This window comes from Mucilaginibacter sp. (genome assembly GCF_965200995.1).
GTDB lineage: Bacteria > Bacteroidota > Bacteroidia > Sphingobacteriales > Sphingobacteriaceae > Mucilaginibacter.
This window is the reverse complement of the sequence record NZ_OZ241743.1, coordinates 993,742-1,019,660: the sequence shown is the minus strand read 5'-3', so window position 1 is coordinate 1,019,660 and position 25,919 is coordinate 993,742. Positions and strand designations below refer to the sequence as shown.

The window sequence follows — 25,919 nt, the reverse complement described above, 5'->3', positions numbered from 1 at the left end:
ATTGCCTGAAGCCTCAGGGATGAAGTTAGCCTAAGATGATATTTTGCTTAAGGGTCGTGCAAGTGGCGTTAGCTTCAGATCAACTGAAAGATTTTTTTCTTGCCTGGTGGTGAAGCTGCTCTGTCAGCCACTATTGGTAGCAATTTCCTGCGGGTTCTCTACAGCCTGTATGCTCATCAGGCGGCGGTCAAATTCGTCTGAAGGGTAAATGGATTTTGCTTTAAGCCGCATTTTATATACATACACAGTTTTGGTGGTGTATTGCAGAATGCGCGCAATGCTCTCATTGTCATCAATACCTAAACGGATCAGCGCAAATATCCGGAGGTCAGTTGTCAGCATTTCATGATCTTTAGGCGAAATCTGATCTTCCTTTTTAAACAGGCTGTTAAAAGCCGTTATAAAGTTTGGAAAAATTTTCAGGAATACGCTGTCAAAGGTATTATATAGCGCATTCCGTTCTTTGTGGATAGAAACACTGTTAACCAGCGGCATAATCTGCTCCAATTTGTTTTGCACTATCTTGGCCTCTATAGAAGTCTTTAGCTTTTCGAGCTTAAGAATATATTCAGAAATTATGTGAAAAAAGTTACCTATATATTCTTCCTTGATGTGTGCGTCTTCAGCAAACTTTTGGTTAGCCTGAACTACCAGTTTGTTCACTTCTTTCAGCTGGCTGTTCACTTGGTGCAGCTTTGCGTTGTTTTGTTCAATAATGCGTTCTTTGGCCCTGCGCTGGCGCAGTTGTTTATACAGTAAGATGGAAGCTATTACAACCAGCAAGGTTAGGCCTAAAGTGGAGCAGAGATAGATGATAAAGCGTTGCCGCTGCCTTTCCAAAAAATCCACCTTTTGCGCACTAAGCAATGGCAGAACTGAACTGATTTGAACCTGCCGTTGCCGGGCCCCGTAAAATTCTGCATCTTTTAATGCCTCCTGAATAAACAGGTAAGCATGGTTGATATCACCTTTTTTAGAAGTAAGTTCCGCCAGCTTGAATAATGCCTGAGTTTCTTTGGTTGCTGTTTGCAGGTCACCTATGGCTGCCTTTATCAGGTACTCTTCAGTTTGTTCAGGCGCCTTTATCTTGGCATATGCCTCACTTAGCAAAGAGGCAATTATTGCATTTTCGTGTACATCGGCATGATATAACTTTGAAACATGCAGAAACCGGGCAATGGCGGCCCGGTAGTTTTTAAGCCGGTAATTCTTATAGCCAATGAGCAATAACTGGCTATAGGAATCAGGCTTACTGAGTAATAGAGAAGAATCTATATAGGAATTACCCCTTGCCCTGTAAGATGTTGAATAAGTTTTATCATTATCGTAATCTGCCAGATCAAAATAAGCACGGCTCATTACTGAATAATAGTCAAGCTTGGCAGCATAACTTAACACATTGCGTTTTACGGCTTCTAAAAGGGTAAAAGCCTCTTTGTATTTACCTGATGATAACAGGACAAATGCCATCTGCACTTTACTTTCTTCCTGCTTGCTTGGGTCATTAGCTTTCAGGCTTAATGTTCGTAGCCGATCAGCATAAACATAGGCAGAATCATACTGATAGGAGCGGTATTCATAATATAACTTACTGTTTACATTAAATTGCTCTGCAATATTGCCTGGTTGCAAAAGTTGAAGCGACGAGCGTAACGTATTAATTTTTTGCTCTTTTTGCCGGTCATATCTGCCTTTGTTGCCAAGCTCAGTAATCAGCCGGTTAATCAAAGTATCATTTCTGTCGGCTGCTAATAAACCGGCATGAAAAAATAATAATAAACCTATAACTGTAAAGGCGCGCATCAACCGCATTTTTTTAATAAAAATAGATAATAATAACCGGTGTTTATTAACACAGGTTAAATGCCTGGGTTTTATTTAACAAAGTATAGGGCTACCAAAGCTATAGTGTACTTTTCGGCTCAAAATTTTTGATATACTTCACTTCCGGTTCGTTGATCGATCGGATATTGGATGTTGCCAAGTTAACGGTTCAAAATTATTTAACTGCTATGCATAATCGGTCATACATAATTCCTATTTAAATTTCTACAGTCCCCGGTAAATTGTAAATAATTATATTTTACTGATATTCAAATATTTAGAAATTATATAGTAGCGGTTTATCCTGCAAAAAAATAAATTTTATTTAAAAAAGGGCTGGCTTACTGCTCTTTGGGGTATGCTATTGCATAAACTGGATAATTTTGTAACGAACTGAAATACCAGTTGCCTCTAATTATCTTTATCGTATCACACAGTGCGAGTAAATATTTCTGAGGTGCAATATGATGAAGCAAATGTGCTCCGTTCAGTTCATATTAAACCAATATAGCCCATATTTACTTTAAATGAATCGTTTTTTTTTCGCTTTTGCGCTTAGCACAGTGGTTGTTGCTGCATTAACGTCTTTTACCTGTTTGCCTGGCGGAAAAGGAATTGATAAAGACGTGTATTACGCCGGCCATGATTTGGGAGTACTATACCAGCCTGCACAAACCCATTTTAAAATTTGGGCGCCGGAGGCCGAGGCCGTTGTATTGAGATTATATACTAAAGGACAAGGCGGTACAGCTACTCATACAATTGACTTGAATAGATCTGCCTATGGTACATGGCAAACGCTGGTAAGGGGAGAGCTAAAGAACAAATACTATACTTTTCAAGTAAAAAAGGGTAATACATGGCTTAACGAAGCTCCTGATATTTATGCAAAGGCAGCAGGCATCAACGGGCACCGGGGCATGATTGTAGATATGGCGGCTACTAACCCCGCAGGCTGGGCCGCTGACCAAAAGCCGGCGTTAAAAAACTTTACCGATATTATCATTTATGAACTGCATATCAGAGACTTATCTGCAGCTTTAAATTCAGGTATATATCATAAAGGTAAGTTTTTAGGATTAACTGAAACCGGTACCAAGAGCCCCGGCGGTAATGTAACAGGCCTGGATCATATTAAGCAACTGGGGGTTACACATGTTCATTTATTACCATCTTTCGACTTTAATTCTATTGATGAAACCAGTACTCTCCCCAAATATAACTGGGGTTATGACCCGTTGAACTATAATGTACCGGAAGGCAGCTATGCTACAAATGCTTATGATGGCAATGTACGTATCCGCGAATTTAAGCAGATGGTAAAAGCTTTGCATAGCGATGGTTTACGTGTGATAATGGATGTAGTATATAACCATACCAGTGATGCCGTTCATGCCAACTTTACACAGTTTGCTCCCGGTTACTTTTACCGGCACAAACCGGACGGCAGCTATTCTGATGCTACCGGATGTGGCAATGAAACTGCATCAGAACAGGCTATGATGCGCAAATTTATGATAGAATCTGTAGTGTACTGGGCAAAGGAATATCATGTGGATGGCTTTCGGTTTGATTTAATGGGGGTACATGATATAACTACTATGAACGCCATAAGCGATACGCTGCACAAAATTGATCCCACAATATTTATCTATGGTGAAGGCTGGACTGCCGGTACAAGTCCGCTGCCTGAGGAATTGAGGGCAGTGAAAAGGAACACCTTCAAACTGCACCAAATAGCCGCATTTAGCGATGATATAAGAGATGGCTTGCGCGGCCCGTTCAGTGATGTGAAGGTAAAAGGCTTTGTAAGCGGCGCAGCAGGTACTGCCGAAAGTGTAAAATTTGGCATTGTGGCGTCAACGCAACACCCGCAGGTGAATTATAAACTGGTAAACTACTCAAAAGCGCCGTGGGCTGCAGAGCCTTGTCAGGCTATCAATTATGCCTCCTGCCATGATGATAATACCCTGTTTGACCGGTTGAAAATAGCCAATCCTGATGCCTCTGCGGAGGACATTATAAAGATGGACAAACTGGCCAACGCGGTAGTGCTCACCTCTCAGGGTGTGCCTTTTCTGCATGCCGGTGAAGAAATGCTGCGTACTAAGCAAGGAGTAGCCAATTCTTACCAGTCGCCCGACTCCATCAACCAACTGGACTGGAGCCGCAAGGAAAAATTTCATTCGGTATTCAATTACTATAAAAGCCTGATAGCATTACGCAAAAACCACCCTGCATTTCGTATGCCGTCTGCAGCAATGATACAACAGCACCTGGAATTTATGCCAACGCCGGATCCACTGCTTATTAGTTACCAGTTAAAGAACCATGCTAATAATGATTACTGGAAGAATATCATTGTGTTGCTCAATGGCAGTACCTCTGCCAAAAAACTGCGTTTGCCCGGGGGAGAATGGAAGCTGGCTGCCAGCGAAAACACTATTAATCAAAAAGGCATCAGAACAATAAAATCAGGTGAAATAAATATACCTGCAACTACTGCTTATGTATTGTTCCAGCCATAATATAAAGGGAGTTATGTGATTTTATGGTTAAAATAACTTTAAATAAAAAGCCGGTGTACAAACAAATAGTTATTGAAAATCAACAACATAGGCATATATTTTTTTAAACAACAGTATTTTAATTTAAACAATTAGGATGCCGCCCGGCGCTATCATTTCTTTGTTCAACCAATTAATAAAAGCAGGCTTGGAAAACGCAATAATTGCTTCTTAGCCTGCCAATGATATACCATTATAAACCAATTTTAAATAATAAAACTGCGGCTGTAAAGCAACTGTATTGATGGAATAATTTCTGAAAATGCAGATCAGCAAATACAAGTGCCGGCTGGTCATAAGAGAAAAATTACCGCTGATAAGTATACCAATTGAGTTAATAAACAGCTTGAAGAATCTCTTCTATGTCTAAAAAGTAATCATAAAAGTCAATAAAAGTCAAGAAACAGCACTAATTCAAAAACCAACAAAGCCTATTAATTAAATGAGGAATCTTTATTCAAAAAACTATCTGCTTCTCCTTATTTGCCTGGCGTTTTCGGCTGCTGCCTTTGCACAGACCGGAACCCTTACTGGAAAAATACTGGATGATAAGCGCCTGGAACTGCCGGGTGCAACCGTGCGTATAACCGGAACAAGCCAGGGCACGGCAGCCGATGTGAACGGTAACTATAAAATTAATTTACAGCCCGGCACTTATACACTGTTAGCGCAGTTTATAGGTTACTTACCACTATCAAAACAAGTAACTATAAAAGCCGGGGAAACCACCTCGCTTGATTTTCTGCTGCAGGCCCAGTCACAATCTTTAAATGAGATTGTGGTAATTGGTTACGGCTCTGCCAAGCGCCAGGATGTAACCGGCTCGGTGGCTACGGTAACTTCAAAGGACTTTCAAAAGGGTTTGATTACCACGCCGGAGCAGTTGATTGCCGGTAAGGTAGCAGGCGTGTCGGTAATTTCAAACGGTGGCGCGCCGGGTGCAGGCAGCACTATCCGTATACGGGGCGGCGCTTCGGTATACGGCAGCAACGATCCGCTTATCGTGATTGACGGGGTACCGGTAAGCAATGACGGTATTGCCGGGGCAGCCAACCCGCTGAATACCATTAACCCTAATGACATTGAATCGTTCACCATATTGAAAGATGCATCAGCAGCCGCTATTTATGGTAACCGCGCTTCAAACGGTGTAATTCTAATTACCACCAAGAAAGGCCAGAGCGGCAAACCTCAGATTAATTTCAGTACACAGTTTTCGGTATCGAAGTTAACTAAAGAATACCCGGTATTAACGCCTGATGAGTTTCGCACTTATGTAAACGCCAATGATAAAACATCGAATGGGCAATACAAAAGTCAGTTAGGTGCTGCTAATACAAATTGGCAGAAAGAAATATATCAGACCTCAATAAGCACTGATAACAATTTAAGTGTTTCTGGTTCTGCCGGTAAACTGCCTTACCGGGTTTCGGTAGGTTATACCAAGCAGAACGGTATCCTGAAAACTTCGGATTTAGAGCGTTACACTGGTAGCCTTAACTTGTCGCCTTCATTGTTCAATGACCACTTGAAGGTTAACTTCAATGTTAAGGGAACCGAAGTAAAGCAGCGTTTTGCTGATCAGGGCGCTATTGGCAGTGCTGTAAGCTTTAACCCAACCGTACCGGTATATTCAGGTGACGATACCAAGTTTGGTGGTTATTATGAATACCTGGATCCGCAATCAGCCACCGGCTTAAAGCAAAATGTGCCGCGTAATCCGCTGGCCGTACTTGAACTGCGTGACGACCATAGCAATGTGTACCGGGCTATTGCAAGTTTAGGCTTGGATTACCGTCTGCATTTCTTTCCTGACCTGCACGCCAATGTGAACATTGCCTATGATGGATCAAGAGGCTTAGGCTCACAGTCTGTCCCTGACTATGCAGCTATCAGTCAGAATACATTTACTTTCAATAATGTAAATTACAACGGTTACTACCATACTTATAAGCAAACGAATGAAAATAAACTGTTTGAAGGTTTCCTGAGCTACAATAAGGACTTCAAAGGTATCAGCAGCCATTTGGATGCAGTAGGTGGTTATTCGATACAGGACTTTAAAACGCTAAACTACAACAACCCTTCTTTCTCTTCGTCGGGCGTGTTGAACCCGCAGTCAAATCCAACTTTTCCGCTGGGGACCGAGCGTTATTTGCTTACTTCGTTCTACGGCCGTGTTAATTTTGTGTACCATGACAAGTATATCCTGACCGGTACCATCCGTAATGATTACTCAACCAAATTTGCACCAGAAGACCGCAGCGGAGTATTCCCCTCAGGCGCATTTGCATGGCGTATTAATCAGGAAGAGTTCCTGAAAAACAGTACTGTGGTATCAAACTTGAAACTCCGGTTAGAATATGGTAAAACCGGTAATCAATACGGTATAGGCAATTATGACTATTTAGGTAACTACGCCGTAAGTACCGCCACAGCACAGTACCAGTTGGGCAATCAGTTTTATTACCTGAACCGGCCTAACGCTTATTATCCCGGCCGTACCTGGGAAACTTCGGCCACCAGCAATGCTGCTGTCGACTTTGGTTTCCTGAATGACCGCATCACTGGTAGCGTAGATGTTTACTACCGGAAAACCAGCCGGTTACTGGCCAGTATTTCGCAGCCTGCCCTTACTAACTTTAGTAACGTAATTGTGGGTAACATAGGCAACATGCAGGATAAGGGCATTGAAATGAACATTAACGCCCAGATTATTAAGAAAAGCGATGTAAGCTGGACTGCTAATTTCAACGTGAATTATAACAAGAATGAAATCACTAACCTGAGTGCTATTGCAGGTACCTCATCATCCGGCTTGCTAACCGGTGGTGTATCAGGTGGCACAGGTACTACAGTTCAGGTTAATGCTGTAGGCAGCCCTAAATTTTCCTACTATACTTATCAGCAAGTGTATGGCCCGGATGGCAAACCGCTTGATGGCGTTTTTGCCGACCGCAATGCCGATGGTATAGTTAACGAAAACGATTTGTACATCAATAAAAACCCTAATCCCAAAGTTTTTATGGGTTTTAGCAGCGATGTAAACTACAAGAAATGGAACGCCGGTTTTGTGGCCAGGGCAAGTTTAGGTAACTATATTTATAACAATATAGCTTCTTATACCGGTATACAGAATTATATAATAAATCCTATTGGGGCGATCAACAATGGTTCAGCTACAGTGCTGCAAAGCGGGCTGATTGGCAATGTGGATAAAGATCTGCTTTCTGATTACTGGATTGAGAATGCTTCTTTCCTGCGGATGGATAACGCACATATCGGATACAACTTCGGAAAGATAATTAAGGGCGCCGGCAGCCTGATCATTTCAGGTAATGTGCAGAACGTATTTATCATTACCAAATACCGTGGCGCCGATCCGGAAATCTCTTCGGGTATCGATAATAATTTTTATCCGCGTCCAAGAACTTATGTGCTGGGTTTAAACCTGAGCTTTTAACCTGCTGATGTAAATTTAAACAGTAAACTAATGAGAAAGCAATATATTAAATTCATATTAGCTGCCGGCCTGCTGGCGGGCGGCGCTTTTACTTCCTGTAATAAAGACAAAGTTTTTTCACCTACCGACCAGTTGAGTGCCACTGATGTGTACAGCACAGCTGATGGTTATACAAAGGCAGCAGCTAAAGTATATGCTGCGTTTGCCTTAACCGGCAACAACGGCCCGGCCGGCAGCGGAGATGTTGCCGGTGTTGATGAAGGAAGTTCTGATTTTTTCAGGTTGCTCTGGTGTGCGCAGGAACTGCCAACTGATGAAGCCGTAGTGGGCTGGAATGACGTGGGCCTGCCCGATTTTCATAACATGAACTGGTCATCATCCAACGGCTTTCTGAGGGGCTTATACTACCGCAGCCTTTACCAGATTACATTAACCAATGAGTTTATCCGCCAGGCATCAGATGCCAACCTGAGCAGCCGGGGCATTTCGGGCGATGATGCGACAAAAATCCGCAACTTCCGTAACGAGGCCCGCTTTCTGCGTGCGTACCAGTACTGGGTGCTGATGGATTTGTTTGGTAATCCGCCGTTTGCCACGGAAGCCGACCAGATTGGCTCATTTACGCCTCAGCAAATCAGCAGAAGTGATTTGTATAAGTATGTGGTGGGCGAACTGAAAGATATTGAAGGCACATTGGTAGCGCCACGGCAAAATGAATACGGCCGGGCCGATCAGGCAGCTGCCTGGGCATTACTGGCCCGTATTTACCTGAATGCAGGTATATACACCGGTACGCCCGATTACAGCAATGCCATTGCCTATGCACAAAAAGTAATTGGTGCAGGTTATACTTTAACCGGCAACTATACCAACCTGATGCTGGCCGACAACCAGAATAACCGTAACGAGTTCATCCTCACCATTAATTACGATGGTACCAAAACCCAAAATTTTGGCGGCGCTACGTTTCTTACCCACGCGCCGGTAGGCGGCTCAATGTCTCCTAATGACTTTGGCATTACCGGCGGCTGGGCCGGGCTGAGAACTACCAAGGCATTGGTTAACCTGTTCCCGGCTAATAACAATACGTCGTTTCCTAACAACGGCAATCCTGATAAACGGGCTGAGTTCTGGACGCAGGGGCAGAATCTGGAAATTAACGACATCAGTGTGTTTAATGACGGTTATGCGGTAACCAAGTTCAGAAATGTAAATAGCAGCGGCGTACGTGGGTCAAGCTTGGATTATGCAGATGTGGACGTTCCGCTGTTCCGCTTACCCGAAATGTACCTGATTTACGCCGAAGCTGTACTGAGAGGCGGTACAGGAGGTGATGTAAATACAGCCCTTAATTATATCAACGCACTGCGTACCCGCGCTTATGGCAATACCAGCGGTAATATCTCGGCTGCCAGCCTTACTACCGATTTTGTTTTGAGTGAGCGTGGCCGCGAATTGTACTGGGAGGGTTTCCGCCGTACAGATTTGGTTCGATACGGCAGGTTTACCGATGCCAGCTATTTATGGCCGTTTAAAGGCGGCGTAAAAAATGGCACCGGCGTGGCCGCTTACCGTAATGTTTACCCACTGCCTACTACCGATTTGAATGTAAATCCTAACCTGAAACAAAACACAGGTTATTAAAAAGTAATTAATCCTGATTAAACATAAATAAAGATGAAAAGATTTTTTACCCAATGCCTGGCTACCTGCCTGGCCGGTGCAATAGCAGTTTTTTCTTCCTGTAAAAAAGATGAAAATAAGCTGGTAGCCAATACCGGTACTGCCGGCGCCATTACGGCATCAACCAATACCCTGGTGCTCAATAGGGCAAAACTGAATAAGGCAGATACCAGCATCATGTTTTCCATCACCACGCCTGACTATAACTATAATCCGGTATCTGAAAACGCTATACAGATGGATGTGGCTGCAGATAAATGGGCCGCTCCTGTGGTATTTACATTGCCTGCCGGTGTAACCAAGCGTGCGTTTACTACTACTGAATTGAATAATCTGCTGCTTACTACAAAGGCATTTAATTTAACAGCAGGCCAGGCCGGGCAGATACAGGTAAGAATGGCCAATACGCTGTCAAAAAACGTGGTAACCTATTCTGCGCCGGTAACCATAACGGTAACGCCATTTTCGGCCACTGCCTATTTATATGTACCCGGCGCTTACCAGGGCTGGTCGCCTGATAAGGCAGACAGTCTTGCCTCACCTAATGCAGACGATAAGTATAGCGGTATTATTAATTTTACCGGTTCCGATTTAAATTTTAAACTGACCAATACCAAAAGCTGGAATACAGCTACTGCTTACGGCAAAGGATCATCAGCGGGTACCCTCAGCACCTCGGGCGATAATTTGATGGCCCCGGCGGCGGGCGGTTTTTTACTGGAAGCAGACATTAACAAAAACACCATCGTTTATACACCGCAGTGGAGTGTTATAGGTGATGCTACTCCAGGTAGCTGGGATAAGGATACAAACATGTTTTTTGATAAAACCAACAGCACCTGGTATTTAACGGTAACAATGGTAAGTGACGGTACTAAAGCTATGAAATTCAGGTTCAATAACAAATGGGATGTGAATTTGGGCGGCAGCAACGGCAAGGTTTCGCAAGGTGGCGATAATATCATTATACCCAAAACTGCAGCAGCCGGAGATAGCTACCGGGTTACGCTTAACCCAACAGCTAACACTTATACGCTGGTAAAAAATTAACAGTAACCGGGAGTTAGGAAAAAGGTGTCAGTTTGATACCTTTTTCCTGCTTTAGGCAATTTGTTAAACAGTACATAACTATATATCTGTAATGATAAACAAAACTATCAGCCTTTTATGCCTCAGTTTAGCTTTGTGCTTTACTGCCTGCAAAAAAGACAGTATCAATAACCAGGGCGGTAACGGTGGCGGTACCGTTAACCCGCCGGCAGTAAGTACCGAAATACCATCGGGCGCTGGTGATGGGGTAACATTTTTAAACAATGGTACTTCAGCCATATTTAACCTGTACGCACCCAACAAAGCTTCGGTAAGCGTAATTGGCGATTTTAATAACTGGCAACCTGCCGCCATGAAGAAAACTTCGGACGGCAGCCGCTGGTGGGTACAGGTAGATAACCTGGATGCCGCCAAAACTTACAGTTATCAATACTATGTGGATAACACGCTGAAAGTGGCTGACCCTTATACCCAGCTGGTGCTCGATCCTGCTAATGATAGCTACATCAGCAGCGATACTTATCCTAACCTGCCCGTTTATCCTACCGGCAAAACTACGGGTATAGTAAGTACCATGCAGGCCAATCCGGCAGCTTACACCTGGAAGAATACCTCTTTCACCCGGCCCGACAAGAGTAAACTGGTAGTTTACGAACTGCACCTGCGCGATTTTATACAGGCGCACAATTATCAAACGCTGAAGGATACTTTAAGTTACCTGAGCAATCTGGGGGTAAATGCTATTGAGCTAATGCCGGTTAATGAGTTTGAAGGCAATGAATCATGGGGCTATAACCCGTCTTTCTATTTTGCGCCTGATAAATACTATGGCACCAAGAACGCATTGAAAGCCTTTATTGATGAATGCCACTCGCGTGGTATGGCCGTCATTCAGGATATGGTGCTGAACCATTCTTTCGGGCAATCGCCTATGGTGCAGTTGTACTTTAATTCGGCAATCAACAAACCGGCTGCCAATAGTCCGTGGTTTAATCAGGATGCTACCCACCCTTACAATGTAGGGTATGATTTTAACCATGAAAGCGCGGCTACCAAGTATTTCGCCAAGAACGTAATGAAGTTCTGGATGCAGGAATACAAGGTGGATGGTTTTAGGTTTGATCTATCTAAAGGCTTTACGCAAAAGAACAGCGGAAATGATGTAAGCAGCTGGGGCGCCTATGATGCCAGCCGTATTGCTATCTGGAAAGACTACAATAATTATATCAAAAGCCTTGACCCCAACTTTTACGTAATTCTGGAGCACTTTGCTGCCGACCAGGAAGAGGCCGAACTGGCCGCCCAGGGGATGATGCTATGGAACAACCTGAACTTTAATGCCAACCAGGCTACCATGAGTTACAATGATAGCGGCGGCTCGTGGGATTTGTCGCGGTTGTTCTATGATACCCATAATTCCACTCAGCCTTACAATCTGGTAAGTTACATTGAGAGCCATGACGAGGAACGCCTGCAATATAAAAACGGCCAGTACGGCAACAGCTCGGGTAGCTACAGCGTTAAAAATCTGGCTACCGGCCTGAAGCGCGACGGCATGGCAGCTGCCTTCCTGATGGCAACGCCCGGCCCAAAAATGTTATGGCAGTTTGGCGAACTGGGCTATGATATCAACATCGACCAAAACGGCCGCACGGGTAATAAGCCTATTCTGTGGAGCTATAAAAACGATGCCAACCGCAAACAGCTGTACAACACCTACGCGCAGCTGATTAAAATGAAAATAAAGAATACGGTTTTTAATACCACCAGCTTTACTTATAGTTTGGCAGGTGCGGTTAAAACCATCCAGCTTAAAGGCAACGACGGGGTAAATGTGCAGTTGGTAGGTAACTTTGATGTAATTACCCAAACGGCTAACATCAGCTTTCCGGCAACCGGTACCTGGTATGATAACCTTACTGGTACCAGCATTACGGTAAGTACACTGCCTTACACCATTGCCCTTGCCCCCGGCGAATATCATTTATACAGCAACCAAAAATTATCCCAATAAGTTGATTAAGTTACGTTGATTAAGAAAAGCGATAAGGCCGTAACTATGTAAAAACAGTTGCGGCCTTTAGCTTAATCAGCACATTAAACGCATGATGAAAAAAATACTGTTTTGTTCCAGCATCCTATTGCTGGTTATAACGGCCAAGGCCCAGCAGCTCACTTCGCCCGATAAAAACCTGGTGCTTAAGTTTGCGCTTACGGCCAATGGTGTACCCACCTATCAGCTAAATTATAAACAGCGGCCGGTCATAAAACCAAGCAAATTAGGGCTGGAAACTAAAGATGTGCCCTCATTCATGAATGGGTTTACCTTAGCCAAGACCGAACAAAGCAGCTTTGACGAAAGCTGGAGCCCTGTTTGGGGTGAGCAGAAAACTATCCGTAACCATTATAATGAATTGCTGGTTACACTAAGCCAGAAAGCGGTAAAAGATCGTTACATCCGTATCCGTTTCCGGCTGTTTAATGATGGGCTGGGCTTTCGCTACGAATTCCCGTCGCAACCTAATCTGAATTATTTCATCATCAAAGAAGAACATACCCAATTTGCCCTGGCCGGTGATCATAAAGCCTTTTGGCTGCCCGGCGATTTTGATACGCAGGAGTATGAAACCGTAGTATCAGATCTATCAGAGGTTAGAGGAAAGATGAAGGCTGCCATAACGCCGAATGTGAGCCAGACCACATTCTCGCCTACAGGATTACAAACCCCGCTGATGATGAAAAGTAAAGACGGGCTGTACATTAACATCCATGAAGCGGCCCTGGTGAATTATTCCTGTATGTCGCTCAATTTGAATGATAAGGATTTTGTGCTGGAATCCTTTCTAACCCCGGATGCCATTGGCGACAAGGGCTACCTGCAGGCGCCTACGCAAACGCCTTGGCGCACCGTTATTGTAAGCGATAAAGCCGGCGATGTGTTGCTCTCTAAACTGGTATACAACCTGAATGAGCCAACTCAATTCAAAGATGTATCCTGGATTAAGCCGGTAAAATACGTGGGCGTTTGGTGGGAGATGATTACCGGCAAAAGTACCTGGGCTTATACTGATATTGAGAATGTGCAGTTGGGCGTTACCGATTACTCAAAGCTGGCGCCCAACGGCAAGCATGGCGCCAATACGGCCAACGTAAAGAAATATATTGACTTTGCTGCACAGAACGGCTTTGATGCCGTACTGGTAGAAGGCTGGAACCAGGGCTGGGAAGACTGGTTTGGTAAAACCAAAGATTATGTATTTGATTTTGTAACCCCTTATCCCGATTTTGATGTGAAAGAACTGCACCGCTATGCCGCCTCAAAAGGGGTAAAGATCATTATGCACCATGAAACATCGGGATCGGTGCGCAACTATGAGCGGCATTTAGATACCGCCTATAAATTTATGGTAGAAAATGGCTACAATGCTGTAAAAAGCGGCTATGTAGGGCAAATTATTCCGCGCGGCGAGCACCATTACGGGCAGTGGCTGGTAGACCATTACCTGTATACTGTTAAAAAGGCAGCTGATTATAAAATTATGGTGAACGCCCACGAAGCCATCCGCCCCACTGGCCTGGCCCGTACCTATCCTAACCTGATTGGCAACGAGGCAGCGCGGGGCACCGAGTATGAGGCTTTCGGCGGCAATACACCGGCCCACACTACCATTCTGCCCTTTACCCGCCTGATTGGCGGCCCTATGGACTATACCCCCGGCATTTTTGAAACCCGGGTGAGTGCTTATAACCCATCTAATACCTCTTTTGTGCATACCACGCTGGCGAAGCAACTGGCGCTGTATGTTACCATGTACAGTCCGCTGCAAATGGCGGCTGATTTGCCGGAAACGTATAACAAGTTTTCAGACGCCTTTCAGTTCATCAAGGATGTTGCCATAGACTGGGATGAAAGCTATGCGCTGGAAGCCGAACCGGGTGAATACATTACCCTGGCCCGCAAAGCCAAGGGTAAGAACGAATGGTATATTGGAAGCATTACCAACCAAAATGCGCGGTATGCCACTGTAACGTTCAACTACCTGCCTAAAGGGAAAATTTATGAAGCCACCATTTATGCTGACGGAAAAGATGCCAGCTATGATAAGAAGCCGCAGAGCTACATCATCCGGAAGATGAAAGTAAATTCAAAAACGGTTTTGAAGCAGTATGTGGCACCTGGAGGCGGATTTGCAGTGCGTGTAAAGTGAGGTAACGTACAGTAAATAGGAGCTTATAAATTTCTATATTACAGCAGATAGTGCCATTTATATATTATACAGTAAGAATACAAATCTCCTCTCATAGTTTAAGTTTATAATTGGTTAGTAAAGGCTCCCTGCTCATCAGGGGGCTTTACTTTTGGAGTTATTTGATACCATTGCAAATGGAAACTCAGGTTTTCTAACGGCAGACGATTTTCAAATCCCGTTAATTTCAAACCAGCTAAGATCACGGATGCAGGCGTAGCCCACATATTTGCTTAAGGCATCAATGGCATAGGTCTATGTTAATTTCGGTTCATAGCGTACGAAGTAAGGATTTTGGGCTTTGGCCACCAAGTTCAGGAAGATAACAAGCCTTTATGCTTCATTCCGGTACAGTGTACTACTCATTATATCTTCGAAGAAGTTGTAACTGCGGGCGATCCCTGTTTTTGCATACGAAACCTGTTGCGTTAATTTGTAACCACTTTAGCCGCTTATCTTTGGCAAAACACAATAAGCCAATTGCATTCATCAATAGCGTTCATGTGGTTAATGGTTACAGATCACGGTATTCATCTCCGGGCGATTAAGCGTTACCAAGCCTCGGGAGGCTAACAAATTTATACAGCCGGGTAGCCATACGTTGACGAAGCGCTGGTTTACAAGGATGTTGCAGTGGTACATAATAAGTGGGAGTAACGGCAATTTCCAAGGCCGGTAATAGCAGGCCAGGTATAAGTATTGTAAACTATATAGATTCCATCAGCTGCAGTAATAATTCTATCGCTTACGCAGTGAAATAATCTTGAATATTTTTATATGTGGTCTAACTTAAACAGCCGCAGATAATTTATCAGCAATCACTCTGTTATACCGGCGGTAACAATTCAAAGGTCCGCTATTCCTGCAACACAGGTATAATTATATTTCAATTCTTTTGAACTCTGAGAACAAAAGATTACCCTGAATGCCTCTTAAACGTGCAATGTTATGTTTGTTAATTTAAATTTAGTTTAAATTTTTGAAGCCTCAGCCACCGTCTTCTTGTGACGAGGAATAACACAAGTAAATTTGACTTTTTCGGGGTCTAATATCAAAAGCAGGCCCTGAAAACCGAATTACTGAACAGTAGCACTTTAATCTTTTAGAAGCTGCCCGTGCTGCTCCGCCTGATGCCAATTTATAACCAATTTTTATTTATATACTTAAATTTATTAAATTATCTATGAGAAATCATCTAAGTGAGCAACGGGCGTACAGAAAGACGCTGGCTGCTATCTCATTAAGCGGACGGAGATTTTGCTGGATTGTGCTGATTACGCTGCTGGCAGCGTGTGCCAAAGACAAACCACTTGCTACTGACCCGGCTTTAACCGGCTCAGCTTCTGCTCTTGCTGTTGCATCCATTCAGCCACTCGCCTCCGGCGGAATTGCAGGTAAAGAGGTACTGATGCAAGCATTTTACTGGGACGTACCCATGGGGGGTACATGGTGGCAAACTATACAGAGCAAAGTATCTTCCTGGAATACTGCCGGTGTTACGGCTATCTGGCTTCCGCCAGCCAGTAAGGGGGCCAGTGGTGGTTACTCCATGGGTTATGACCCGTTTGACTACTTCGACTTCGGGGATTACAACCAGATGGGCACTACTGAAACGCGCTTTGGTTCCAAAGCGGAATTGCTTGCCTGCATCAGTGCAGCGCACAATTCCGGGTTAAAGGTTTATGCTGATATTGTGATGAATCACAACTATGGCGGCAGTGCACAAAACAATCCCAATACAGGTGGTGCCACTAACACTTCATTTATACCAGCCTCTAACATTTTCCCCCGTGGATACAATGACTTCCATCCCAGCAGCTATGAACAGAAAGATTCCGGTACATGGAGCAATTACCCCGATCTTTGCTTAGCAAACCCCTACGTACAGGGCGGGCTATGGTCTAATACCAATTCAGTGGCCAAGTATTACAAGAATACATTAGGTTTTGACGGGTGGCGCTTTGATTGGATTGATGGTTATAATCCAGCTTACGTTAAAAATTTTGTAACTGCTGCTCCCGGCTTTGCCGTTACCGAGTACTGGGGCCCAAGTGGCGGCACTAATGTAACAGAGCTGCAAAGCGCAATCACCGCCTCCGGGGCATCCTCTTTTGATTTTCCCTGCCTGCAGGCCATGAAGAATGCTTTCACTAACAACAACCTGAATTTACTGAGCACAACCAGCATGTTGTGTAAAACAAATCCTGCTAAAGCAGTAACTTTTGTCACCAATCATGATGTTAATTATATTCCCGACAACCGTAAGTTACAGGCGTATGCCTTTATCATGGCTCATGAGGGAACACCGTGCCTGTTCTATCCCGACTACGAAAGTTTGCTTGACAAGGGCAAAATGAACACCTTGATATGGATCAATAAGAATTTAGCCGCAGGTAACACCAGTGTGCTCTATGCCGACAATGATGAATATGTAGCAAAAATGAATGGTGCGCCTGGCTTAATCATCTACATAAATACTTCTTCATCTACCTTAACCCGTTCAGTTTCCACAGATTGGAAAAGCAGTACACTGCATGATTTCGCTAACAACTGGAGTTCTGACGTAACGACAAACGCTTCTGGAACGACGACACTTTCTGTACCTGCCAACAGTTACACAATCTGGTCTGCTACGGGCGCTACAGGAGGCGGAACCACTGGAAATGTAAATATTACGCTACGGATGCAAAAAGATGTATTTTCCGGCAACTCGCTGTATTTTAGTGGTAACCAGGCAGCACTAACTAATTGGGGCAGCGGACTGGAAGGGGCATGGAATAGCGGTAATTACTGGACGAAAACAGCAACCGTTCCCGCAGGGGTTGCTTTGGAGTTCAAATCACGCAAGGGGGTGACCGGTAGTGGCGGTGATGTTTGGGAAACAGGTGCTAATCACGTCATTAGTAACCCGGTTAACGGCACAACTTACACGTTTACTTTTAATGGCGGCTTTTGAGGTAGCTGTACATAATCATGCAGCAGCAAAATTATTCGCCTGCTGCATGATTTGTGAATTTTGCAAATAAGTGAGAAAATAATTACGTCAAACAGTACCTGATGAAAATAGCTTACTTATCCCGTAGCGGATAGCCGGTAAAAAAATCAACTGAATGATCTCCTGAATTCTAAAGGTGAAAGACTGGTTTTTATTTTAAACAGTTTATTGAAGGACTGCGAATGCTCGAAGCCCAGCTGGTAGGCAATTTCGCTTACCGAAAAACTGGTGGTTGACAGCTTTTCTTTTGCTTTCTCAATGAGTTTGTTTTGTATGTGCTGCTGGGTAGTTTGCCCCGTTAACTGTTTAAGCAAACTGCTTAAATACTTGGTAGAGATGTTCAGCTTATCTGCAAAATGCTGAACTGAGGGAAGCCCTTTTGATGCCAGGTATTCGCCATTAAAATACTGGTCAAGTAGCTCCTCCAGCCGGTTTAATATCTGGTGGTTGGTTATTTTCCGGGTGATGAACTGGCGTTCGTAAAATCTATTGGAGTAAGTGAGTAACAGTTCTAACTGCGCAATGATAACATCCTGACTGAACTTGTCGATGTTGGCCTGATACTCCTGTTTGATGTTTTGAACAATTCCGTTAATAATTGTTTCTTCCTTTTCTGAAAGAAACAAGGCCTCCTTTACCGAATAGTTAAAAAACTCGTGCTGTTTAATTGTTTTGGCCAATGAACTGTTCCATAAAAAATCAGGGTGCAGGAACAGTATCCACCCCGAGCGTTCGGGGTTTTCGTTTCCATCGCCAGAAATAACCTGATTGGGCGCCATGAAATACAGCACACCTTCGTCAAAATCATATTCCTGCTGCCCGTAATTCAGTTTATTAACGCCTCTTTTCAGCGATAAGGAATAAAAATCAAAAACAGCACTGATGCCCTGAATATCTTTAATCTGTGCATAATCAACAATGCTGATCAATGGATGCTGCGGCATAGGCAGGTCCTGCAACCGGTGCAGCTGCGATATGGTTTTTATTCTGAGCGGTGTTCCGTTAACCATTTTATAAAAGTACTATTTTGATTTCTTTTTTGCTTTTTCTATCATTTTATGCATAAAGTTCATGAAAAATGCAGGGGCAATGCGTCCCATAAATCTTAGCGCTTTTGACATGCCCGGCAAAATCTCCGCTTTATCTTTCAGTATACCCCGAATGGCTTCACTTACCATTTTGTCTACCTTCATCATTGGCGACGAACTCCCCATATCAATGTTTGAAAATGCATTTTGCAGCGGAGTTTCAGTAGATGGCGGCGCCACTTCAAACACCTTTACGTTCGTATTTTTCAATTGTAAACGTAACACCTGCGTATAAGCATGTACACCTGCTTTGGCGGCGCTGTAAACAGGTGAGAGCGGAAACGGAACAAATGCCAGCCCTGAGGAGATGTTAACAATTGCGGCGGATGCCTGTATTTTAAGGTGCGGCAGAAACCGGTGAACCATACGTATGGTTCCTGATAAGTTGGTATCAATTTCCTGGGTGATGCTTTCCAGGCCTATACTGGTATCCTGCAGGTTCAGGTTGCGCATAATGCCCGCATTATTAATAATGATATTCAATGCCGGGAACTTTTTGGTAACATCCAAATATAATTCTTCAATCTCCCTTATGTTGCCGACATTGCTCTGTACGGTATAGACATCCGGAAACTGCTGCTTGACCTTTTCCAGCTTCGGATTGTCCCGCCCGGTAATAATGATATGGGCTGCGCCTTGTTTGCTAAGTTGTTGCAGAAATTCCATGCCTATTCCGCTGGTGCCCCCTGTAATCAGTATGGTGCTGTTTGCTAACTTCATTTTGTTATTTTTTAACTAATGCAAAATTCGCCAACAAGTAAGAGGCAGGTGTAGCCCAAAGTCGTAATGTTGTAGCCACAAGGGCGTATTGGTTTTGCCTCCGCAGTAAATGTTTTTGTAAAATGGATGCAGGGCTGCCAGTACCAGTAGTTAGCGGTAAAATAAAGCGCAGCTTTTTAAACTGCTTATGGCTTAGGTTAATGCGTATACCGGCTTTGGTTACTCTTCTGTACTATATAAACGGGAGGTTTATTACAGTGCAAAACATGGGCTTGAAGGATAATGACCGGTGTAGATTTACATGAGATTTGCTGGATATTACAAATAATAGGTATATTTCACCAACTAATTATAAGATATTGGATTCAGAAGGACAAGCGCCAGCGCCCAAACGGTTATGGCTGCCTAAATTTTTGCTTATTGCCGGACTAAGCCTGCTGCTTTGTGGCGAAGCCTTTTTTGCCTACCGGCTGCATGTGCTTTCCAAGCACCAGGAAGAGCTGAAGGCTGATTTTTCCAACTTAAATAATATTACGCTGGGCCTGTTCTCTGTAGACCAGTGGCGTGATGAGGTGTCGGGCATTCTTAACCACCAGGTACGGCACTTTGCGCTTACGGCAGCGCAGAAAAAAGACCTTCAAAAGGAGGTGGAATCCATTATTGTGGCCCTGATCAATAAAGCGGAAGCCCTGCTGAACAAAAAGCCAAAATCGCTCGGCGGAAAGCTCAAGAAGCTGGCGGTGAAAACCTTTGTGAATACAGATAAGATTAAGGCGCAGGTGCCTGCCTTTGCTAAAATAATTATTGCCAAAGTATACAATCCCTCAAATAAGAAACAGCTGAATAAAGTTGCGCTGGGTAAATTTAAGGCGGTACAGCATACCGCTTATTTTGACAGCACCATTACAGCCAATGATTCGCTTGTACGCCATATGCTTATCAAGTACCATGCGCCCAACCGCGATGTACTTAACCAGCGTATGGACGGTGCGCTTAAGCAGCTCAACGTAACCATGTATCATTACTCTTTTAGTATGCTGGGCTTTGTGGTGGTGGTACTGCTGCTGTGGTGGCTGCTTCGCAAACAGGCCGCGCTGCACAGTACGCTCTTTATCATGTCGCTGCTGTTTGCCTTCGTTTTACTGGCCATAGGGCTAACTGCATCAATGATTGAGGTGGACGCCCGCATCAAATCGCTGGATTTTGTTTTGCTGGGTGAGCACGTGATGTTTAAGGACCAGGTGCTGTTTTACCAAAGCAAAAGCATTCTGGAGGTTGTAGAAGTGCTTATTAAGCAGCCCAAGCCGGATTCTATAGGTGTAGGTATATTGATCCTGGTGTTCAGTATACTTTTTCCTATCATGAAACTTACTTCTACCGGCATTCACCTGCTGGGCGGCAAAAAGTGGTCTGAAAACCGGTTTATCAAATACTTTGCCTTCCGGTCTGGTAAATGGAGTATGGCCGATGTAATTGTAATTGCTATACTGATGACCTATATCGGCTTAAACGGCTTGCTGGAAGGCCAGCTGAAAATGCTGAACATCCAAAGCGCCCCGCTAAGTATTATTACTACCAATAATACCGCCCTGCAGCCTGGCTACTTCATCTTTATCTGCTTTGTATTGTACGGCCTGATACTTTCCACTATCCTAAAGTTCATTACCCCGCACGATGCCCATTAATAAAGCGTTCCTTTATCAACCCATCAAACTTCAGCTACTTTGACAACGGATATACAACCTATAGAAAAAAAGGCTTTCGGAATAAGCAACCTGCTGCTCATTATCGGCCTGAGCCTGCTTATTGCGGCAGAGGCCTATTGCGGGTACCATGTTACCGTACTGTCCAGGCAGCGGGAGCAGTTAAAGGAAGATTACAGCACTATACATAATGTTACCTTCGGTATTTTTTCGGTAGACCAGTGGCGCGATAAGATACTGGAGGCGGTAAGCGGCCGGGTGCAGGATTTTAAAATGACCCCCCAGCAGAAAAAAGCCTTACAGGCGCAGGTAGAGCAGCAACTGCACGGACTGGTAAGGCAAACGGCAGCAGAATTTAACAAGCCGCAAAAAACCTTGCTCGGGAAATTCAAAAAGCTGGCTTTTAATACAGTGGTGGATATAAAAGAGGTGCAGGCACAAGTACCCTCATTTGCCAGAACCATTGTAACCAAAATAAACAGCCCTGCCAGCACCAAAAGGCTTAAAAATATTGCAACAAGCAAGTTGGGGCAGCTTAAGCAGCAAACTTACGACAGTACTGCCCAGGCCTCAACAGCGCTTACTGCCAAAATGTACAGCAAATACCATGTGCCTTCCACAGACGCATTTAACCAGAAGATGGAAAGGCAGATCCGTTACACACGTGGGGTAACCAATAAATATGCGTATATTATGTTTGGCTGTGTGGTTTTAGCCATTGTTTTGTGGCTGCTGCTCCGAAAGCAGGTGTACTTGCACAGCACATTATTTATCCTGTCGCTGCTGATGGCTTTTGTGTTGCTGGGGGTTGGGGTCACGGCTTCCATTATTGAGGTGGATGCCCGGATTGCCACCTTAAACTTTATGATGCTGGGCGAAAAGATCAGCTTTGAAAATCAGGTACTGTTTTTTCAGAGCAAAAGCATTTTGCAGATTATTCAGATACTGGTATATCAGCCTAAATTTGATGCGGTAATGGTGGGCGTGCTGCTGTTTATTTTTGTTATTGTGCTTCCTTTGGTTATTTTAACAGCCTCTGGCCTGCATGTGCTGGGTAACCAGAAACTGGCCGAAAACAGGGTGATCAGCTATCTGGCCTTTGAGTCTGGTAAGTGGAACATGGCCGATGTAATGGTAGTAGGCATCCTGATGACGTATATCGGCCTGAATGGTATTTTGAAGAGCCAGCTCTCCAGCCTGAATATTCATAACAGTTTTTTAACCACCGTTACCACCAATAACTCTTCATTGCAACCCGGCTTCCTTATTTTTACCGCTTATGTGCTCTATGAGCTGGTGCTTTCGCGAATGTTGGCCCGAATTACCCGTAAACAGGCGTAGATGCAAAGCTGCTTTTAATTCGGCGTATCAGGCTCGGGTTTGTTCAGAAAACAGCTGATATTATAGCAGATAAAGGCCATTTATAGCCTTTTTAAACCTTTTAACGGCTTACATTGCTGAATACTTTTTGGGCTTTATACCTGTGTGCTGCGCAAACACCCTCGAAAAATGGCTCAGGTTGGTAAAACCCAGCTGGTAACCCACCTCTGATACGGTTAGCCGCTTTTCGCGTAGTAGCCGTGCGGCTATCTGCATCCGTGCAGCCTGGTGATATTCAAATACGCTTTTCCCGAAAGTTTGCCTGAAAAGCTTCCGCAATTTTGGCTCGCTCATACCTGCCTCCTTTGCCAACGCCGAAACGCTGGGCGGTTCATTGGTGTGCGCCTGCAATTGGTGCTTAATGGCATATATGGCTTTAATGTCATTAATATGCATAGTGCCCGCGGGTACCGCCTCCCGCTGCATCAGTATAGCAAAAATGTGATATAGCATTTCTTCACATTTCAGCTTATAATAGGGGCTTTCCAGGCTTTGCGGTACGGCCTGTTGCAGCATATCGCCAGCAGTACTTATAATTTGTGGGGAGATGCCGGTTTCTAACACAAAATTTTCCCCTGCTTGCAAAACGCTGGTCACCACCGGATGATCGAGCTGCCCGAAGAGCCGGTGCAGGTAAGCTTTGGATACCGCAATGGTTACGCTGCCGAAAATGGTGTTTGAAGGCATTTCCATAATGGATGAAACCGCATGCCTGCAAATTAAAATATTGGCCTGCTCGGGCAACAACTGTTGGGCAGGGTGTATGGGCGAAGGTAAAATGCCGCTCAGCAGAAAAACCATATCTTCCTGTCCTTCTGCCAGTTCATTGGTACGTTCAATAATTACATCTTCTTTCAGGTGATAGTTCCGGATCATCATCCGCAGGTCGCCTCCCCAGGATAAGCCGGTGAGGTAGCCTGCGCCTTTGCTTTCTGGAATGTAGATAAAGCGCCCCTGTATGTCGGCACCTATGGCCCGCGCAAATGCCTGTGCAATGCCTGATCCTTTATCTATAATAGATATTTTCATTTACGACTATTTTATTATCAATACCGGCTATTTAAATCTTAAATATAGACAGAATTTTGTAGTGCAGATAAAAGAAACCATTAAGTACAACAAATATGTTATTAAAAAACAAACAGGTAGCCATTATAGGCGGAGGCCCCGGAGGCCTGACACTTGCCCGGCTTTTACAGCAGCAAGGGGCAAATGTGAAAGTATATGAACGCGATGCAGACCAGTATTTCCGCCAGCAGGGGGCTACGCTTGATCTGCACTATGAATCAGGGCTGAAAGCGTTGCGTACAGCCGGATTGATAGAAGAGTTTAAAAAGAATTACAGGCCCGGTGCCGAAAAATTTACCATTGCAGATCATAACGCAATTGTGCATTATACCGAAGCTGACGAGGAACCGCTTGAGGATATTGACCACGAACATGCACGGCCTGAGATTGACCGTGGCCCGTTGCGCGATCTGCTGATTGCATCTTTGCAGGATAACACTATAGTATGGAACTCCAAATTCTCAGCGTTGGAAGCCAATGGCGAAGGCTGGGACATCCTGTTCGACAATAAAACCACCGCTTATGCTGATCTGGTGATTGCAGCCGATGGTGTAAACTCCAAAGTCAGAAAGTATATAACCAGCGTGGAACGTTTTTACTCAGGTGTTACCATTGTGGAAGGGAACGTTTATAATGCAGCTGCCAATGCGCCCCATTTATGGGAGCTTACCAACGGAGGAAAGGTTTTTGCCCTGCAGAACCACAAATTTATTGTGCTGAGTGCAAAAGGCGAAGGATCGCTTTCAGTTTATACCAGTACTAAAGAAGCAGAGGACTGGGCAGCAACATCAGGCATTGATTTTACAGATAAAACTCAGGTGTCTGCTTGGTTCAGGCAGCGGTTTTCTGATTGGAGTGATGACTGGAACGAGCTATTTTCAACGCACGACTCCTATTTTGTTGTCCGCCCGCAGTACTATTTTCCTGCGGATCAATTGTGGCAAACTTTGCCCAACTTAACCATGCTCGGCGATGCAGCCCACCAGACACCGCCGGTAGGCGAGGGCGTAAACCAGGCCATGCTGGATGCACTGGAACTGAGTGAAGCCTTAGGTTCAGCACATTTTAATACTATACAGGAAGCGCTTGCATCTTTTGAAAATAAAATGCGCAGCCGGGCATCAAAAGAAGTAGAGGAAGCCGGGCAGATGACTGCAGGGCTGCATTCCGAAAATAATCTTGAGTATCTGCTCAATTTCTTTAATAACTTCGAGGAGCTTTAAATAAGGCATTATAGCGTTACTTTTATTCAGGCTTGTATTAATATTTCCTGATATTGTATATCTTTCGGTATGCAGTATCAAGCAATAGACTCTCCTGAGGAACTGCGGAGCGCCATTAAATGCTTCTGGCATACCCGTCTGGATTTTGGGGAAACCGCCTCGAATTTTGAGGTGCTGCCTGATGGCTATGCGGAAATTACTTTTCTTTTTGGCACTGCCTGCAGCATTTTAACAGCCGAAGGCTTGCAACCTTTACCCTCACCGTTTATAATGGGGTTACTGGGCAAGCCGGTGGTGTTACAGGCAAAGAACCGGTTAGAAGTGATCGGTATCAGGTGTTATCCCTGGACGGTGTTCGATCTACTGGGGCTGCCAGCGGATAAGGGCGGCGTTCATATGTTTGATCACCCTGTTGCCCGGCTTCAGGCCATATTAAACAAGTGGGTTACAGCCGGTAATATAGGTAAAGCGCTGGATGAGGTAAAGCAATATTTTTTGAAGATGCACTCGCACATTGCTGCTGACAGTATGCTTTATAAGGCAGGTACCGCTATGCGGCAGGCAAACGGTACGCTGCCGGTAAGCCAGGTAGCGGCAGCGGCCCACGCCACCGTTCGTACGCTGGAAAGAAATTTTAAACAAGCCGCCGGGCATACGGTTAAAGATGTTTCCGGTATAATGCGCTTTGAGCAGGTGCGAAACCACTTATGGCTCTATCCGGATGCCGGCCTTGCCGGTTTAGCGCAAGAGCTGGGGTATACCGACCAGGCTCACTTAAGTAAAGAATTTAAGCGTTATAGCGGCACCACCCCGGCAGCCTTTGCAAAAAAGGTAAGAAGTATGCAACAAGCAGGCCGCAATAATTTTGTCGCATTTGTACAAGCCTGATACAGGACAGTAGCAGAACT

Annotated in this window: 15 protein-coding genes; 11 read left to right on the top strand and 4 right to left on the bottom strand. The window is 44.5% G+C overall.

Annotation, left to right across the window (positions count from 1 at the left end; all coding sequences use genetic code 11):
• Positions 1-123: 123 nt before the first annotated feature.
• Positions 124-1,803: a DUF6377 domain-containing protein gene (locus ACY652_RS04905; protein ID WP_462266892.1), complete on the bottom strand. Its 1,680-nt coding sequence runs from the start codon at positions 1,801-1,803 to the stop codon at positions 124-126.
• Positions 1,804-2,351: 548 nt separating this feature from the next.
• Here ACY652_RS04905 and pulA point away from each other — a divergent pair.
• The 7 genes from pulA (at position 2,352) to ACY652_RS04870 (ending at position 17,790) form a co-directional block, all read left to right on the top strand.
• The gene (gene pulA, locus ACY652_RS04900; RefSeq protein ID WP_462266890.1) at positions 2,352-4,352 is read left to right on the top strand and encodes a type I pullulanase; all 2,001 of its coding nucleotides are present in this window, start codon (positions 2,352-2,354) and stop codon (positions 4,350-4,352) included.
• A gap of 481 nt (positions 4,353-4,833) precedes the next feature.
• Positions 4,834-7,854 (top strand): SusC/RagA family TonB-linked outer membrane protein, encoded by a 3,021-nt coding sequence (locus ACY652_RS04895; protein WP_462266888.1) that lies wholly within the window; start codon positions 4,834-4,836, stop codon positions 7,852-7,854.
• Between the two features lie 30 nt (positions 7,855-7,884).
• Positions 7,885-9,498, top strand: a complete 1,614-nt coding sequence (locus tag ACY652_RS04890; RefSeq protein ID WP_462266887.1) for a RagB/SusD family nutrient uptake outer membrane protein — start codon at positions 7,885-7,887, stop codon at positions 9,496-9,498.
• Between the two features lie 33 nt (positions 9,499-9,531).
• Positions 9,532-10,587, top strand: coding sequence for a SusE domain-containing protein (locus ACY652_RS04885; protein ID WP_462266886.1), 1,056 nt, complete (start codon positions 9,532-9,534; stop codon positions 10,585-10,587).
• A 91-nt stretch (positions 10,588-10,678) separates the two neighbouring features.
• Positions 10,679-12,601, top strand: coding sequence for an alpha-amylase family glycosyl hydrolase (locus ACY652_RS04880; protein ID WP_462266885.1), 1,923 nt, complete (start codon positions 10,679-10,681; stop codon positions 12,599-12,601).
• 91 nt (positions 12,602-12,692) lie between these two features.
• The gene (locus tag ACY652_RS04875) at positions 12,693-14,795 is read left to right on the top strand and encodes a glycoside hydrolase family 97 protein (protein WP_462266884.1); all 2,103 of its coding nucleotides are present in this window, start codon (positions 12,693-12,695) and stop codon (positions 14,793-14,795) included.
• Positions 14,796-16,017: 1,222 nt separating this feature from the next.
• Entirely contained in the window at positions 16,018-17,790 is a 1,773-nt protein-coding gene (locus tag ACY652_RS04870) for an alpha-amylase domain-containing protein (protein WP_462266883.1), read from the top strand.
• Between the two features lie 146 nt (positions 17,791-17,936).
• Here ACY652_RS04870 and ACY652_RS04865 read toward each other — a convergent pair whose 3' ends face one another.
• A complete protein-coding gene (locus tag ACY652_RS04865; protein ID WP_462266882.1) occupies positions 17,937-18,839 on the bottom strand; it encodes a helix-turn-helix domain-containing protein in 903 nt (300 codons plus the stop codon).
• A 12-nt stretch (positions 18,840-18,851) separates the two neighbouring features.
• Entirely contained in the window at positions 18,852-19,637 is a 786-nt protein-coding gene (locus ACY652_RS04860) for an SDR family oxidoreductase (protein ID WP_462266881.1), read from the bottom strand.
• A gap of 359 nt (positions 19,638-19,996) precedes the next feature.
• Here ACY652_RS04860 and ACY652_RS04855 point away from each other — a divergent pair, with 359 nt between their 5' ends.
• Positions 19,997-21,322 carry a paraquat-inducible protein A gene (locus tag ACY652_RS04855; protein WP_462266880.1) on the top strand — a complete coding sequence of 442 codons (1,326 nt, stop codon included), beginning with the start codon at positions 19,997-19,999 and terminating at the stop codon, positions 21,320-21,322.
• Between the two features lie 39 nt (positions 21,323-21,361).
• On the top strand, positions 21,362-22,681 hold the full coding sequence (locus tag ACY652_RS04850; RefSeq protein WP_462266879.1) for a paraquat-inducible protein A: 1,320 nt from the start codon (positions 21,362-21,364) through the stop codon (positions 22,679-22,681).
• Positions 22,682-22,789: 108 nt separating this feature from the next.
• On the opposite strand, the gene ACY652_RS04845 is transcribed toward ACY652_RS04850, so the two are convergent.
• On the bottom strand, positions 22,790-23,749 hold the full coding sequence (locus ACY652_RS04845) for a helix-turn-helix transcriptional regulator (protein ID WP_462266878.1): 960 nt from the start codon (positions 23,747-23,749) through the stop codon (positions 22,790-22,792).
• Between the two features lie 95 nt (positions 23,750-23,844).
• Between ACY652_RS04845 and ACY652_RS04840 the strand changes: the two genes are divergently transcribed.
• Both ACY652_RS04840 and ACY652_RS04835 read left to right on the top strand, forming a co-directional pair.
• On the top strand, positions 23,845-25,011 hold the full coding sequence (locus tag ACY652_RS04840; RefSeq protein ID WP_462266877.1) for an FAD-dependent oxidoreductase: 1,167 nt from the start codon (positions 23,845-23,847) through the stop codon (positions 25,009-25,011).
• A gap of 69 nt (positions 25,012-25,080) precedes the next feature.
• Positions 25,081-25,899: a helix-turn-helix domain-containing protein gene (locus tag ACY652_RS04835; protein ID WP_462266875.1), complete on the top strand. Its 819-nt coding sequence runs from the start codon at positions 25,081-25,083 to the stop codon at positions 25,897-25,899.
• Positions 25,900-25,919 lie beyond the last annotated feature (20 nt).

Coding starts and splice junctions, on each gene's coding strand:
- ACY652_RS04905 (WP_462266892.1), bottom strand. CDS start 1,803: ATGCGCGCCTTTACAGTTATAGGTTTATTATTATTTTTTCATGCCGGT.
- pulA (WP_462266890.1), top strand. CDS start 2,352: ATGAATCGTTTTTTTTTCGCTTTTGCGCTTAGCACAGTGGTTGTTGCT.
- ACY652_RS04895 (WP_462266888.1), top strand. CDS start 4,834: ATGAGGAATCTTTATTCAAAAAACTATCTGCTTCTCCTTATTTGCCTG.
- ACY652_RS04890 (WP_462266887.1), top strand. CDS start 7,885: ATGAGAAAGCAATATATTAAATTCATATTAGCTGCCGGCCTGCTGGCG.
- ACY652_RS04885 (WP_462266886.1), top strand. CDS start 9,532: ATGAAAAGATTTTTTACCCAATGCCTGGCTACCTGCCTGGCCGGTGCA.
- ACY652_RS04880 (WP_462266885.1), top strand. CDS start 10,679: ATGATAAACAAAACTATCAGCCTTTTATGCCTCAGTTTAGCTTTGTGC.
- ACY652_RS04875 (WP_462266884.1), top strand. CDS start 12,693: ATGATGAAAAAAATACTGTTTTGTTCCAGCATCCTATTGCTGGTTATA.
- ACY652_RS04870 (WP_462266883.1), top strand. CDS start 16,018: ATGAGAAATCATCTAAGTGAGCAACGGGCGTACAGAAAGACGCTGGCT.
- ACY652_RS04865 (WP_462266882.1), bottom strand. CDS start 18,839: ATGGTTAACGGAACACCGCTCAGAATAAAAACCATATCGCAGCTGCAC.
- ACY652_RS04860 (WP_462266881.1), bottom strand. CDS start 19,637: ATGAAGTTAGCAAACAGCACCATACTGATTACAGGGGGCACCAGCGGA.
- ACY652_RS04845 (WP_462266878.1), bottom strand. CDS start 23,749: ATGAAAATATCTATTATAGATAAAGGATCAGGCATTGCACAGGCATTT.
- ACY652_RS04840 (WP_462266877.1), top strand. CDS start 23,845: ATGTTATTAAAAAACAAACAGGTAGCCATTATAGGCGGAGGCCCCGGA.
- ACY652_RS04835 (WP_462266875.1), top strand. CDS start 25,081: ATGCAGTATCAAGCAATAGACTCTCCTGAGGAACTGCGGAGCGCCATT.